Raw genomic sequence first — 14307 nt, 5'->3', positions numbered from 1 at the left:
AGTGGAGTTGACAAGCATACCTGTCAGGATTTATATTCAGGGTAAGCGTTTACGTAATACTTTTTAATGAATTTGATTTTCGAAGCGTAAACGTTTAATCTAAGGCTAACCGTAATCTAAGGAGTCGTATGAATGAACCCAACAATTAAAGATGTTGCACAAAAAGCGAACGTTTCCATTGCAACAGTCTCTCGCGTGCTAAACAATTTAAGTGGGTACTCCGACAAGACGAAACAAAAGGTAAATGAAGCTATCAAAGAACTCGGCTATCAACCTAACGCGATTGCTCGTGGCCTAATCAATAAGCGTACGCAGACGATTGGTGTAATGTTTCCAAGTGTTTCTGGAGCGTTCTCCTCCGATCTGCTTAAAGGCATTGAGGAATTGGCCAATGATCGCAATTATAGTGTAATGGTCTGTAATACCGACCAGGATGGTAAACGAACGTTAAAGTACTTACAACTCTTAAGGGAGAAGCAGGTCGATGGCATTATTTACTCTAGTGAGGTCTTGAAGAAAGAGTATTACGATGTGCTAGAAACCATGAAGATCCCAGTTGTGTTGGTTTCTTCCCAAACGGAATTTGCCAGTGTACCTTACGTGAAAGTAGACGATTACCAGGCTGCTTATGATGCTACCCTCTACTTAATTTCCAAAGGTCATAGCAAAATAGCCATGATCAGCGGAAATCCAAGCGATGCTATCGCTGGTGCACCCAGAGCCGAGGGATATCGTAAAGCGCTTGAAGCGAGTGGGATTCCTTTCGACAGCCGCTATCTCACCTTTGGAGACTTTCTGTATGAAAGCGGGAGCATTGCAATGGAAGCTCTCTTGGAGCAAGCCCCTGATGTCACTGCCGTCTTTGCCGCTAGTGATGAAATGGCGATTGGTGCTCTTTCCACGGTCATCAAATATGGTTTAAGTGTTCCCGACGATATATCCATTATGGGTTATGACGATCTTGGAATGGCGAAAATGATTATTCCTCCGTTAACTACAGTGCGTCAACCACTGTACGATATTGGTAAGATCGCCGTGGAGAAGCTTATTCAGATGATTGAAACAGGCGAGACTGTAGATAGCAAAATTGTCGATCACTTAATCGTGGAAAGACAAACGGTAAGATCACTTACCTGAGTCTTTTTACCCCTTTTACGTAAACGTTTACTCTCTCTATTGGTGATGCATATCTGCCGCCTATAAGTAGCAGAATATCAATTAGTTTTCATTTACGTACATGTTTAATCTCTTACATGTTCATAATACCAACAAATTATTAGGAGGATTTAATCATGAAAAAAACAATCAAACCCGTAGTGGTTAGCGTACTGGCTATGTCCGTACTTAGTGCCTGTGGTAGCAATGCGGCTGACAACAGCGCAAATAGTGGTGGAAATGCCTCCTCCGGTGAAAAGGTAAAAGTCGAGTTTTTCCAAAATAAAACCGAAGCCAAAGCCACCTTCGACAAGCTGGTTGCGAAATTCAATGAAGCCAATCCAAATATTGTTGTCACACAGGTTAACCCGCCAGATGCTGAAACCGTATTGAAAACTCGTGCAGCGAAGAAAGATATTCCTGACGTGGTAGGGATCGGAGCAACTGACACCTACAAGACGTTATCTGGCAGCGGTCTTTTTGAAGATTTCACAGGTGATCCACTCGCTGAGAATATCCAGCCAGCATATCTCCAAATGCTAAAAGACCTGACGGGTTCGGACGAACTGAATGGTCTCCCATTCTCTTCAAACGCAAGTGGTGTTATTTACAATAAAGCGATGTTCGCTGAAGCCGGTGTTACTGTTCCAACAACTTGGGATGAGTTCATGGCTGTCGCTCAAAAGTTCAAAGACAGCGGTAAAAATGCTTTTTACCTGACACTGAAGGATTCATGGACAACACTTACGCCGTTCAACTCCCTCTCCACGATCATTAAAGGGAATGATTTCTTCAAGGAGCGTGCAGCAGGCACTGTAACCTTCGCAGACAGCTTTAACGAGGTTGCTGAAAAGCTGCTTAAGCTGACGGAATACGGACAAAAAGATATTTTTGGTAAAGGTTACAATGACGGAAACACAGCATTCGCTAAAGGTGAATCCGCAATGTACCTGCAAGGCGTATGGGCGATCCCAGAAATCGTGAAAGCCAATCCATCCATTGAACTTGGCGTATTCCCATTCCCAGCAACAAATGATGCTGCCGATAACAAAGTCATTTCTGGCGTAGATACGTTGCTGACGATTTCCAAGAACACTAAACATAAAGAAGAAGCAAAGAAATTCGTAGACTTCCTGCTTCAACCTGAGAATGTTAGCCTATACATCAATGAGCAAAAAGCATTCCCAGCTGTAAAAGGTGTAACACAAGATGATCCAACGATGGATGGCTTCAAAGAAGCGTTTACCGCTGGCAACTTGGCTGACTTTGCTGACCACTACATCCCAAGTGCGATGAAAGTGGATACCATCAACCAATCCTTCTTGCAAAAGAAAGACATTAAAGCTTACCTAGAACAGCTTGATAAGGAATGGGATAAAGTAGCTAACCGGAAATAAACTGATCAGACAAACATGAACCGCGAAAGAGAACGGGGCTTCCCCTCTTCTCTTTCGCTTTTACAATGAGGAGGATTACATGATGGCCAAACGCCGAGTCGCCTTTTATCTGATGACTATACCGGCATTACTTCTTTTCTTTGCCTTCCATACCTTTCCTGCAATCCAGGGTATATATTATTCGTTCACGAACTGGGACGGCTTTAGTGACAGCTTTGATTACGTAGGATTTAAGAACTTCATTAACATTTTTCAAGATGAAAATGTGTTGAATTCATATGTGTTCACTTTTAAATATGCCATTCTAACCACTATTCTTATCAATATCATCAGCTTGTTGATTGCGCTTGGACTTAACGCCAAAATTAAAGCTAAAAACTTTTTCCGTGGCGTATACTTCTTGCCGAATATCCTCAGCGTATTGATTGTTGGTTTTATTTTTAACTACTTGTTCGCTAATGTATTCCCTATTTGGGGTGCGAAAATCGGCAGCGAATTCCTATCACAGAACATTCTCGGTAACTCCGACTGGGCTTGGATCGGTATCGTCATTGTAGCCGTTTGGCAGGGGATTGCTTATAACACGATTCTCTATCTTGCGGGTCTTCAAACCATTCCTCATGATCTTTACGAAGCTTCCAATCTGGACGGCGCTAGCCGCTGGAGAGAATTCTGGAGCATTACGTTTCCAATGCTTGCTTCCTTCTTCACCATCAATATGGTGCTCGCGATGAAGGGCGGTCTAATGGTATTCGACCAAATCGTTGCCTTGACAGGCGGGGGTCCAGGTCGTTCAACGCAATCCATTGCCCACTTAATCTACACAGGCGGCTTCCAAGGCGGAGAATTTGCCTATCAATCGGCGAACGCCGTGATTTATTTTATCGTGATTGTCGTTATCTCCGCCCTTCAGCTTAAATTTCTGCAGAAACGGGAGATGGACTTATGATCAAAAAATCAACCAACTGGCCTGTAACGATTCTTATCGCCCTAGGCTCAATACTGATCCTGTTTCCGCTGTACATGACCATTGCCATCGCACTCAAGAATCCCGAGGAAATGGCTCAATCTATCTTCTCGCTGCCAACTGGCCTGCATTTTGAGAACTTCTCCAATGCAATTAAAGCAACGAATTTCTTCAATGCATTAGGAAATAGTACTGTGATTACCATTACAACAGTCGTGTTCATATTGCTTACCAACTCCATGGTAGCCTATGCTATTGCACGTAATATGAAGCGAAGATTTTTCAAAGTGCTGTACTTCTATTTTATCAGCGCAATGTTTATCCCTTTCCAGATTATCATGCTGCCTGTGGTCAAAGTGACTACGGATCTGCACATGAACAACATTGTAGGGATTATTATTCTATACGTCGTTTATGGTCTGGCCTTTAACGTGTTTGTTTACACCGGTTATATCCGTTCCATTCCGTATGAACTAGAAGAAGCGGCTACAGTAGACGGTGCATCGACCTTCGGAACGTTCTGGAAGATTATTTTTCCGCTTCTTGCTCCTGTTAGTGCAACGATCGGTATCCTGTCTTGTCTATCCACTTGGAATGACTTTATGCTACCGCTGGTTCTGCTCGGCGATCAGGATTCCTACACACTTCCGCTGGTACAATATGTATTCCAGGGGCAGTTCAGTACAGATTTCAACTTAGCTTTCGCTTCATATTTGCTCGCATTAACCCCGATGCTCATCGTCTATTTGTTCGCACAAAAATGGATTATCAGCGGACTTACATCAGGATCCATTAAATAAAATAGTAAGATCTATATAGAGATAGGAGATTACAACCTTGGATAAAAAATGGTGGAAAGAAAGCGTAGTGTATCAAATTTACCCCCGCAGCTTTAAAGACAGTAACGGGGATGGTATTGGTGATCTGCAAGGGATTATCTCGAAACTTGATTATTTAAATCATCTTGGTGTCGACGTGGTGTGGCTGTGCCCAGTGTACCAGTCGCCTAATGACGATAACGGTTATGATATCAGTAATTATCAAAGTATTATGGATGATTTCGGAACGCTCTCCGATTGGGAGGAACTGCTTGCTGGTCTTCACAGCCGTGGCATGAAGTTGATTATGGACCTTGTGGTCAACCATTCCTCAGATGAGCATGCTTGGTTCGTAGAGTCCCGCAAATCGCAGGATAATCCTTATCGTGATTATTATATCTGGCGTCCGGGTAAAGACGGACAGCCGCCGAACGACTGGGGCTCCTTCTTCAGTGGATCAGCTTGGGAATACGATGAGAAATCGGAGGAATATTACCTCCATCTATTCTCCCGTAAACAACCCGATCTAAATTGGGATAATCCAAAGCTCCGCAAGGAAATCTACGATATGATGACCTGGTGGCTGGATAAAGGAATTGACGGATTCCGCATGGATGTAATCAACCTGATCTCCAAGGTACCGGAATTACCTAGCGTTTCTGGGGAAAGTAACGGAGAACAGCCTACGTACCACTTCGGTGGAGACTATTTCGTTAACGGTCCACGCGTACATGAGTATATGCAGGAAATGAACCGTGAGGTGCTATCTAAGTACGATATCATGACAGTGGGCGAAGCAGTTAATGTTACTCCAGAAGAAGCTTCACTGTATGTTTCCGAGGATCGTAACGAGCTGAATATGGTATTCCATTTCGAGCTCATGGACGTCGATTCCGGTCCTGGAGGTAAATGGAATGTACAACCTTGGAAGCTGGCGGACATTAAGTCCATTATTTCCAAGTGGCAAGTCGCACTCGACGGTAAGGGTTGGAACAGCTTGTATATGAACAACCATGATCAGCCGCGTATGCTATCCCGCTTTGGAGATGATAAGCTGTTCCCGAAAGAGTCTGGCAAAATGCTAGCAACACTGCTTCATACGCTCCAAGGTACACCTTACATCTATCAAGGTGAAGAAATCGGCATGACAAATGTACAATTTGCTTCCATCGATGACTACAAGGATATTGAAATTGTAAATATGTATAAGGAATACTTGGCTGCCGGACACTCGGAAGAAAAAATCATGAATTCCATTTACATCAAAGGTCGGGACAATGGCCGTACGCCGATGCAATGGAACTCGGAACCGCAGGCAGGCTTCACTACCGGCAATCCGTGGTTGGCTGTGAACCCTAACTATAAAGATATCAACGTAGAGAAGGCACTGGCTGATCCCGATTCTATTTTCCACTACTATAAGAAGCTAATTGAACTGCGTAAGCAGCATGAGATTATCGTATACGGAAACTATACAATCTTGGCCGAGGAGAATGAGCAGGTATATGCTTATCTACGTACTCTTGGAGAAGAACAGCTACTGGTTGTATTGAATTTCTTCGGAGAGCCTGCAACCTTCGAACTTCCTTCTACTGTGAAATTCCAAGCGAAGGAATTGCTTATTGCCAACTACGAAGTAAATCCAGAAGAAGAACTAAACACAATTCAGCTTCGTCCTTATGAAGCTCGTGTATATAAGCTTAAATAATAAAATCCATCCGATCTGTCAGCAAAGGTCAATGGTAGAACTATAAAAAGGAGCCCTTCGGCTCCTTTTTGTTTTATATGCTTGTAAAAACTTTAAAATTCACTTTATGTAGCTTAATCCTCAGAGTTAATAATTCCATAATGAATAAGGTCATCATATTTATTTTCTTTATAGATATGTTGCATGAATATGCCTTCCTCCACCATTCCACATTTTTGCATTACCTTCCCAGAGCCGGGATTTGAAGCAAAGTGTCTTGCAAATACTTTATGATAATGCTTTTCTGAAAAAGCAAACGCAATGATCGCTTTTGCTGCTTCAGTCGCGTATCCTTTCCCCCAATATTCCTCACCGATCCAATATCCAACTTCACCATTTCTATTTGTTTGATTATTTGTCAGACCTATAGCTCCATAAAGCTCGTTTGTACTTTTATCAGTAATCGCAAACTCATAATACATATTATTGATAAAATTCTCTTCATGAGCTTCAATCCATGATATTGCACATTCGATAGTGTAAGGATAAGGTAGAGTCAACGTACTTTTGTAGATATTATAATTATTGCAGAGGTCAGAGACACGTTTTGCATCAGATAATTCAAAGGGTCTCAGTATCAATCTTTCGGTCGTCATTGTTCTTTTCTCTTGATTAAACATTGTTTTACCTCCGCTCAAGTATCTCCTGCACCATCGGCATCGCCAAACTCATAATTCTCAGCTGAAAGCTATATACTATCATCTTACACTCTTCCTCCTACCGACACTGGATTTACCTGTACCTGATGATCTGCATGCAATTTTTCAATAATCGCCAACAGGAAGGTTTCGGCTAGACTATTCTTTTTAATGACTCTAGCGGCCTCTTCCAGAGTAAACCATTCTGCATGATCGACCTCAGCACTCACCTGACTTAAGTCCTCTGAATCTGCAACACCTATGAAGTTCAACATTAACGTATTAGAAGGTGCGAAATACAAGCTGCGCATATATTCATAAGCTACAATATCAATTCCTACCTCTTCTTTCACCTCACGAATAAGTGTGGTTTCCGCATCTTCACCTTTATTCACGTACCCTGCAAGCAATATATAATCTGGTCGGTTATACTGCTGAATCAATAGAATCTTATTCATATCCCGATTTAATACTGCTGTACTGATCGCCGTGCTAAAAATAGGGAATCTGAACGTTTCACATGCATTACAATAAGGTACCTGCCCTTCCCCATCGCTTTCTTTCATTACTAACGCCGTTCCACATTCAAGACAATATTTCAAGCTGATCTCTTCCTTCTATAATAAAGTAGTCAATACCTAATCCAGTTGCGGTGGAACACGATGCTGCGTAGCTTGTTCAAACCCATAGGCTATGGATAGGAGCGTAGGCTCACTATAGGCTTTTCCGGAAAAAACTACACCAAAGGGCCCCCGAGTAGGATCACCGTCAGCATCAATAATGCCCTGTTCTACATACCCTGCCGGAACGGTAATTAACGGATACCCCAAGCGTGCCGCAATATACATACCATCTACATCACCTGGCAGTAATAATGCATCCAAACTATATTGTTCCAGCACGTAATCTATTCCTTGCTCGAGCGCTAGCTTTCTGTATTCTTGTTTCTTTTGCTGATATTCTTCTTCGGTTAAAGTTACTTCCTCTGACCTAGTTAATGTGTCTTGCCCATATTGTAATGCGATTTCAGCATGGAGCTCATTATACGCTATCAGTTCTTGCAAAGAGTGAATCGGAACGGAATCATCTACCCCAGATAAATACGCATTGAGCCCCTTTTTAAATTCATAACAGATCACATCATTATTCCAGTTTTGTTGTTCAACGTAAAGCGTAACCGGATCTATAATCGTAGCCCCTTCATTCTTCAAAGTCTGGATACCTGCTTCCATAATTGAAAGTCGCTCTGCATCTAAATGGTTATAATAATGCCGTGGGATGCCTATTCTTGCTTGCCGTATAAAGCTTTTATCTAGAAATGGAGTATAGTCCGTAAAAGCATGCTTCTCGCTCGATAATGTTGCTTCATCCTTGTCATCTACTCCCGTTAATGCCCCCAAAATAATCGCCGCATCCGTAACCGTTTTAGCAATAGGTCCAGGAGTGTCTTGGCTAACTGAAATAGGAATCACTCCAGTACGACTGACTAATCCGACCGTTGGTTTGATCCCGACGAGTGCATGCTGGCAGGCTGGCCCAACAATTGATCCCGCGGTTTCTGTTCCGATCGATGCTGCTGCCAAATTCGCCGCAATAGCTGCTGCAGGTCCAGAACTAGATCCGCTGACAAATACGCTCCCAGGTCCATAAGGATTCAGCACTAGCCCTCCCCGGGAACTATACCCAGCTGGCATTGAACTAGACATGAAGTTAGACCACTCCGACATATTCGCCTTTCCAAGCAAAACAGCTCCTGCCGACCGAAGTTTCGCAGCTACGAAGGAATCTTTTGCCGCGAATGATCCTGCTAAAGCTATTGACCCAGCACTCGTATGCATTTTATCCGCGGTATCTATATTATCCTTCAACAATATAGGAATACCGTGTAGACTTCCCCGACTTCCTTGTTCCCTACGTTCAATATCCAGTGCTCTAGCGATGTCTTTAGCCTCTGGATTGATTTCTAAGATTGCGTTTATGTCTATATCGTACTTATGAATCCGTTCCAAATAGGCTGCTACCAAATCTTCTGAGCTGACTACGCCTGCTTCCATAGCCGCTTGCAGCTTTGCAATATCCGCTTCTATTATCCATTCCTGAATTTTGATCTTCATCAGAACAGCTCCTTCAAGTATAATCGCCTTCGGCGTCCTTATAAGGACGGTAAGCGTTTAGCGAGAAATATAAGGATAAAATATAGCGTGAAACGTATACTTTCTTATATTTCAAAATAATGTAATTCTCCCTAGCATAAACCTACCATAAATGATTAGCTCAAGGACATGACGAATTTGACTATAATTATTTAAACCTGTGATTTGACTCCCTCGGCTACAGATGATAGGGTATTTTCGAAGTTAAATTTTTCCGGGAGGGAATGCCCATGACGGAAGTAAAGCTTAGTATCGGATACGACGAATTCGAAGAAGGCCAAAGAATTGGCACTGAAATTGAGAAACTTAGTAGCAGCCCTGAAAGTTCTTCGCTGACAAGTCTAATTATCGGTGATTGGGGGCAAGCCTACGAAAATAGTTCAGAAGAAGTTGTAGAGTCACTGGTTACGCATAGTGCTAGTTTCCCTGCTTTGCGCAAGCTTTTCATAGGCGAGATGGGCTATGAGGAATGCGAGATTTCTTGGATTACCCAAAGTGATCTATCGCCGTTGCTCCCTGCTTTTCCAGAGCTACAGTCACTCACGATTCAAGGTGGGAATGAGCTGAGCCTCTCAGAACTCAAACACGACAAGCTAGAAGAACTGATTATTATAAGTGGAGGCTTAGGTAAAGCCGTTCTTGAACAGATTGCAACTAGCCAATTGCCGAATTTGCGCAAGCTGGAGCTATATCTCGGCGTAGATAACTACGGATTTGACGGCAGCCTAGCAGATCTTCTCCCTCTTATAGAAGTAGGAAAGTTCCCTAAGCTTACTTATCTAGGTTTAAAAAATAGCCAGATCCAAGATGAGATCGCAGGTGCATTAGCAAATGCTCCTATTCTGGATCAGCTAGATACGCTCGATCTATCACTCGGTACCCTAAGCGATGAGGGGGCGGAATTGCTTCTAGCCAGCGACAGAATCAAAAAATTAAAAGCATTAAACCTAAGCCATCATTATATGTCTGACGAGATGATTAGCCGCTGGAAGCAAAGTGGATTGCCTGTTGATGTTAGCGACAAGCAGGAAAGCGATGATGAGGAAGACTGGCGTTATCCTTCCATCACAGAGTGAGCCACTCATGAGGCCGATGATCGTTATCGGTATTCCCGGTGATAAACGGACTAGCGGCATCCAGCAAGCGCGTTCCGATCTTGGAATGCCCCCTGCCATTATTTTATCGTACGCTGAGTTTCTGCAAGGAAGATCGTTAGGTGATCTTATGGAAGAGCAGAAGAAACAGATATCCCGTCAGCCCTCCGTTTATAACGGAGTAGATCTCAGTGCAGCTCCCCCGCTACTGAGACTGGAATCGCCTGGCAGCAGCTTCGAGATAGAACGAGCCATTATCGCTCTGGGTGCACCGGATTCGGATGATATGGACGATTCCCTTCATCCCTTCGCCGATAGACCTGATCCGCGACCACTCCGCGTGAAGGTAGCCCGTCAATTGAAGGAAATGCAAGGTGTCCTGCATCATCCATCTCAATGGTTCCGTGGCTACTGCCGAATGCTGGCTAGACTACAGCGAGAGGCCAACACCGCGTGTCCAGGTTCGCTGTGGTTAAATGACCCTACTGACATTGCGGCCATGACCGATAAACGCCAGACACAACAGATTCTGAGCGAGGCAGGGCTTCCAATCCCTCGCCCAGTAGGCGAAGATCAGCAGCCTACGGATTATGACTCTCTCCGGGAGATGATGTTATCTCGGCGCATGCACCGGGTATTCATTAAGCTGGCCTTTGGTTCTGCCGCTTCTGGAGTGATCGCCTATCAAATCCATCCTGTGACGGGGGCCGAAATTGCCTTAACAACAGTGGGGGTCGAGGATTACATCACTCGACCACCCATTTACTATAATTCCGGTAAACTGCGACGGTACACGGATACCGTCACAATCTCGGGAATTATGAACTGGATCTACCAGCACGGTGCTTATGCTGAGCAATGGATCCCTAAAGCGGGGCTTAAGGGAAAAGCATTCGATATTCGCCAGCTAGTCGTTCTCCGCGAGGCTTGCCACGCGGTTGCCCGGGTCAGCCCTACACCAATTACGAATCTGCATTTACGCAACCAGCGGATGTCTCTTTCGGAAGCCGGTCTGTCTGAATCCGTACAGGAGCAGGTGCGGAATACCGCTGTGCAAGCACTGGCTGCTTTTCCCCGTTCCGGGGTAGCCGGAATCGATGTACTCGTCTCCGGGGGTTCACAGCAATGTTTTGTCGCGGATGTCAATCCATTTGGCGACTTGCTGTACGATGTGAAATACCGCGGCTGCAGCACCTACGAATGGGAAATGAAGGTATTGTCGGCTAGAGACTATATCACACCTCCCTCCACACCGCTTATAAAGGAAGGATTATCTTAATGGATATGAACACCATCGTCGGCACTCATGACATTCTTATGATCACACTCGATACTCTTCGTTATGATGCTGCTGTTATGGAAGAATCAAACTGCCCGAACTTGTGCGGAACCGGATCATGGGAGAAAAGACATACCCCAGGCAGCTTTACCTATGCGGCTCATCACGCCTTCTTCGGCGGTTTTTTACCTACTCCAGCCACAACGGATAAGACGGAACATATCCGAATGTTCCATTCCCGAAACACCGGAATGAAGACGCATCCCCATACCTGGCTGTTCGATACACCCGATATCGTATCTGGGCTTGCTGCCGAGGGCTACCGTACGGTTTGTATTGGGGGCGTTATTTTTTTCACCAAAAAAAATCCACTCGCTCGTGTGTTACCAAGCTATTTCCAGCACAGCTACTGGCGGATGACGTTCGGGGTCACCAATCCGCGCTCCACAGAGCATCAGGTGAATCATGCCTTGAAGCTGTTGAAGGATACTCCGGGCGAACAAAGATTGTTCATGTTCCTCAATGTCTCAGCCATCCACGGGCCGAACCATTATTTTATACCCGGTGCTAAAAAGGACTCCGTAGACAGCCAGCGCGCCGCACTCCGCTATGTGGATGGTGAACTGGGCCGGTTGTTCGATGCCTTCCGGGAACGCGGTAATCCTACCTTCTGTCTGGCGTTTTCTGATCATGGAACCGCTTTTGGCGAAGATGGCTATCAGGGGCATCGCTTGGCTCACGAGACCGTATGGAACGTCCCTTATCGGGAATTCATTTTATAAAAGGAAAGGATGGAGAACTGTTATGACGTTATCGTCCTTCTCTTTAGAAGAGCTTCACCAATGGAAAGACAATATTACTGCTAACCCTTACCGATCTTATCTGTATTCCTATCCACACAAAACAGCTTACAGGGATCTACAGCCTCCGATACCACTAGAATCCTTATGGCGAGATGAGCCTGCAGAATCTTTTTTTCTATATATGCATATCCCGTTTTGCGGTGCTCGCTGTGGATTCTGCAACCTGTTCACCCTGCCTGATAAACGCGCGAATGTTCACGCTACATACGTAGACGCGCTAGAACGTCAAGCCAAGCAGTGGGCCGCGTTCACCAAACATAAGCCGTATGCCCGTTTCGCGATTGGTGGGGGTACGCCTACATTACTGGCGGCAGATCAACTGCGCCGTTTGTTCCACATTGCCGTTGATACGATGGGACTGGATACGAGCTCAGCCTCCATCTCAGTGGAAACTTCACCGGAGACGATCAGCGAAGAGAAGCTAAATATTCTAAAAGAATATACGGTGGATCGGGTCAGCATGGGCATTCAAAGCTTTGTCGCCGCTGAATCGACGGCCATCTATCGCCCACAAAATCCGGATGAGGTGTATCGCGCACTAGAGCTGCTGGGAAAATATGATTTTCCCATTCTGAATTTGGATCTGATCTATGGTCTTCCGGGGCAGTCCGTCGACTCTTGGCTGTATTCGCTAAATCAGACGCTTAGCTATGATCCTGAGGAAATCTTTATTTATCCGCTCTACACCCGTGAGCATACCATCGTAAAGCCAGGGGATATCCAGCGCCAGGAGGATATTCGCCTAGACTGCTACAAGGCCGCTGGGCAGCTGCTTAAAGCCAGAGGTTATCGCCAATATTCCATGCGTCGTTTCGCTAAGGAAACCGCAGGAACGGATAAACGCATTCTTGACTACAGCTGTCAGGAAGAAGGAATGGTTGGGCTAGGCTGCGGAGCTAGGTCCTATACTCGCAATGTGCATTACGCTTCCCGTTATGGGGTGAGCCGTAAAGCAACCGAGAGCATTATTGCCGATTACGTCAGTGCAGATCGTTACGATACGGCAGATTACGGAATTGTGCTAAGTCTAGAAGAACAGAAGCGCCGCTTTATTCTAAAGGCGATTTTACATAGTGAAGGTCTGGGGCTTGAAGATTATAGTCTGCGCTTCGAAAGTTCACTCTGGAGTGATTATCCTGAACTGTCTAACCTGCTTCATACCGGCTTAGGGAAAGAAGAAGATGGAGTTTTACGCCTCACTACTGAAGGCATGGGCTACTCCGATTCCATCGGTGATTGGTTTATTTCAGGGGAGATACGAGAGCAGATGGAAAGGTTCGTATTGCCATGAATGCGGTCCTCTACTACCGTGGGTCTCTCACCTCCTGCAACTATGACTGCCCCTACTGTCCTTTCGGCAAAACAAGAGACAGCGCAGCCACTCTCGCGAAGGATCGACAAGGATTGGAAACCTTTGTCGAGTGGGCCTCTCTGCAAGGTACAGCGGGCCATCGGCTGTCTATCTTTTTCAATCCTTATGGCGAAGGTCTGATTCATCGCTGGTACAAAGAAGCGATGGTCTTGCTCTCCAATATGGAGCATGTGGAGAAGGTAGCGATTCAGACGAACCTTTCAGCAAATCTTGACTTCATTCATAAGCTGAATCGAAACAAGGCTGCCTTTTGGGCTACTTACCACCCCGGACAGGTGAGCGAGGATAAGTTTCTAACGCAATGCATGACTTTGTATGAGAATAATGTGCCTTTCAGTGTAGGGAGCGTTGGGATCCGCAGCGCCTTTCCTGCTATAGCCTCGCTTCGCGCAGCATTACCGGAGAGTGTATATCTATGGGTCAATGCTTATAAAGATAAACCGGATTACTATACTGCCGAGGACCTTTCCATTCTGAGCAAAATTGATCCGCATTTTGCTGTGAATGCTATGGATTACGAGAGCCTTGGTCAAACCTGCAACGCTGGAAATGAAGTCTTTTATGTACAAGGCGCTGGACTGGTGAAACGCTGCTATAAGGACAGAGGTGTCATAGGCAATCTCTACCGCGATGGCTTGGAAGGCCTATCCGCTGTAAGAGCCTGCCGAATGAAGGTATGCGATTGTTATATCGGTTATATTCATATGCCAGAGCTGAAGCTGCAAGACATCTATGGACCAGGTCTGCTGGAACGGATTCCTTATGGCGCTATGAATCATTAAAGCGAGAATTGCTGTAAGGTTAACTGCATGTTAAATTTCAAG

Annotated in this window: 13 protein-coding genes; 10 read left to right on the top strand and 3 right to left on the bottom strand. The window is 45.0% G+C overall.

Annotated elements, in window-relative coordinates; translation table 11 throughout:
• Positions 1 to 132 precede the first annotated feature (132 nt).
• From NYE25_RS26475 to NYE25_RS26455, 5 genes are all read left to right on the top strand, one after another.
• Complete coding sequence (locus NYE25_RS26475) at positions 133 to 1137, top strand: LacI family DNA-binding transcriptional regulator (RefSeq protein WP_076284001.1); 1005 nt, start codon at positions 133 to 135, stop codon at positions 1135 to 1137.
• 155 nt (positions 1138 to 1292) lie between these two features.
• Positions 1293 to 2552 carry an ABC transporter substrate-binding protein gene (locus NYE25_RS26470; RefSeq protein ID WP_076284000.1) on the top strand — a complete coding sequence of 420 codons (1260 nt, stop codon included), beginning with the start codon at positions 1293 to 1295 and terminating at the stop codon, positions 2550 to 2552.
• Positions 2553 to 2634: 82 nt separating this feature from the next.
• Complete coding sequence (locus NYE25_RS26465) at positions 2635 to 3501, top strand: carbohydrate ABC transporter permease (protein WP_042185429.1); 867 nt, start codon at positions 2635 to 2637, stop codon at positions 3499 to 3501.
• Positions 3498 to 4319: a carbohydrate ABC transporter permease gene (locus NYE25_RS26460; protein ID WP_179085741.1), complete on the top strand. Its 822-nt coding sequence runs from the start codon at positions 3498 to 3500 to the stop codon at positions 4317 to 4319. The genes NYE25_RS26465 and NYE25_RS26460 overlap by 4 nt, the downstream gene beginning before the upstream one ends.
• Before the next feature lie 37 nt (positions 4320 to 4356).
• Positions 4357 to 6045 (top strand): glycoside hydrolase family 13 protein, encoded by a 1689-nt coding sequence (locus NYE25_RS26455; protein WP_341147249.1) that lies wholly within the window; start codon positions 4357 to 4359, stop codon positions 6043 to 6045.
• A 113-nt stretch (positions 6046 to 6158) separates the two neighbouring features.
• Here the strand turns inward: NYE25_RS26455 and NYE25_RS26450 are convergent, their stop codons facing one another.
• The 3 genes from NYE25_RS26450 to NYE25_RS26440 all read right to left on the bottom strand — a co-directional run bounded on the left by NYE25_RS26450 (position 6159) and on the right by NYE25_RS26440 (position 8836).
• Positions 6159 to 6704, bottom strand: a complete 546-nt coding sequence (locus NYE25_RS26450) for a GNAT family N-acetyltransferase (RefSeq protein ID WP_341147248.1) — start codon at positions 6702 to 6704, stop codon at positions 6159 to 6161.
• 83 nt (positions 6705 to 6787) lie between these two features.
• Positions 6788 to 7324, bottom strand: a complete 537-nt coding sequence (locus tag NYE25_RS26445; RefSeq protein WP_341147247.1) for an NAD(+) diphosphatase — start codon at positions 7322 to 7324, stop codon at positions 6788 to 6790.
• Between the two features lie 36 nt (positions 7325 to 7360).
• Positions 7361 to 8836 carry an amidase family protein gene (locus tag NYE25_RS26440; protein ID WP_341147246.1) on the bottom strand — a complete coding sequence of 492 codons (1476 nt, stop codon included), beginning with the start codon at positions 8834 to 8836 and terminating at the stop codon, positions 7361 to 7363.
• Positions 8837 to 9105: 269 nt separating this feature from the next.
• On the opposite strand from NYE25_RS26440, the gene NYE25_RS26435 reads away from it, so the two are divergent.
• Genes NYE25_RS26435 through NYE25_RS26415 form a run of 5 tightly spaced genes read left to right on the top strand, consistent with a single transcriptional unit; the run spans position 9106 to position 14265 of the window.
• Positions 9106 to 9951 carry an STM4015 family protein gene (locus NYE25_RS26435; RefSeq protein WP_341049904.1) on the top strand — a complete coding sequence of 282 codons (846 nt, stop codon included), beginning with the start codon at positions 9106 to 9108 and terminating at the stop codon, positions 9949 to 9951.
• Positions 9911 to 11248: an STM4014 family protein gene (locus tag NYE25_RS26430; protein ID WP_341147245.1), complete on the top strand. Its 1338-nt coding sequence runs from the start codon at positions 9911 to 9913 to the stop codon at positions 11246 to 11248. The genes NYE25_RS26435 and NYE25_RS26430 overlap by 41 nt, the downstream gene beginning before the upstream one ends.
• The gene (locus NYE25_RS26425) at positions 11248 to 12030 is read left to right on the top strand and encodes an STM4013/SEN3800 family hydrolase (protein ID WP_339801025.1); all 783 of its coding nucleotides are present in this window, start codon (positions 11248 to 11250) and stop codon (positions 12028 to 12030) included. The genes NYE25_RS26430 and NYE25_RS26425 overlap by 1 nt, the downstream gene beginning before the upstream one ends.
• Positions 12031 to 12052: 22 nt before the next feature.
• Positions 12053 to 13402 (top strand): STM4012 family radical SAM protein, encoded by a 1350-nt coding sequence (locus tag NYE25_RS26420; RefSeq protein ID WP_341147244.1) that lies wholly within the window; start codon positions 12053 to 12055, stop codon positions 13400 to 13402.
• On the top strand, positions 13399 to 14265 hold the full coding sequence (locus tag NYE25_RS26415) for an STM4011 family radical SAM protein (protein WP_341147243.1): 867 nt from the start codon (positions 13399 to 13401) through the stop codon (positions 14263 to 14265). Before NYE25_RS26420 ends, NYE25_RS26415 begins: the two co-directional genes overlap by 4 nt.
• Positions 14266 to 14307: the final 42 nt, after the last annotated feature.

Source organism: Paenibacillus sp. FSL E2-8871, from assembly GCF_038000345.1.
In the GTDB taxonomy this organism is placed as follows: Bacteria; Bacillota; Bacilli; order Paenibacillales; family Paenibacillaceae; genus Paenibacillus_AQ.
Note: the sequence above shows the minus strand (reverse complement) of the source record. Positions and strands in the feature narration are given on the sequence as shown.

Excerpts from the sequence above, each read along its gene's own strand:
- NYE25_RS26450 (WP_341147248.1), bottom strand. The coding sequence starts at position 6,704 with ATGTTTAATCAAGAGAAAAGAACAATGACGACCGAAAGATTGATACTG.
- NYE25_RS26415 (WP_341147243.1), top strand. The coding sequence starts at position 13,399 with ATGAATGCGGTCCTCTACTACCGTGGGTCTCTCACCTCCTGCAACTAT.
- NYE25_RS26440 (WP_341147246.1), bottom strand. The coding sequence starts at position 8,836 with ATGAAGATCAAAATTCAGGAATGGATAATAGAAGCGGATATTGCAAAG.
- NYE25_RS26470 (WP_076284000.1), top strand. The coding sequence starts at position 1,293 with ATGAAAAAAACAATCAAACCCGTAGTGGTTAGCGTACTGGCTATGTCC.
- NYE25_RS26475 (WP_076284001.1), top strand. The coding sequence starts at position 133 with ATGAACCCAACAATTAAAGATGTTGCACAAAAAGCGAACGTTTCCATT.
- NYE25_RS26430 (WP_341147245.1), top strand. The coding sequence starts at position 9,911 with ATGATGAGGAAGACTGGCGTTATCCTTCCATCACAGAGTGAGCCACTC.
- NYE25_RS26425 (WP_339801025.1), top strand. The coding sequence starts at position 11,248 with ATGGATATGAACACCATCGTCGGCACTCATGACATTCTTATGATCACA.
- NYE25_RS26435 (WP_341049904.1), top strand. The coding sequence starts at position 9,106 with ATGACGGAAGTAAAGCTTAGTATCGGATACGACGAATTCGAAGAAGGC.
- NYE25_RS26465 (WP_042185429.1), top strand. The coding sequence starts at position 2,635 with ATGGCCAAACGCCGAGTCGCCTTTTATCTGATGACTATACCGGCATTA.
- NYE25_RS26420 (WP_341147244.1), top strand. The coding sequence starts at position 12,053 with ATGACGTTATCGTCCTTCTCTTTAGAAGAGCTTCACCAATGGAAAGAC.
- NYE25_RS26460 (WP_179085741.1), top strand. The coding sequence starts at position 3,498 with ATGATCAAAAAATCAACCAACTGGCCTGTAACGATTCTTATCGCCCTA.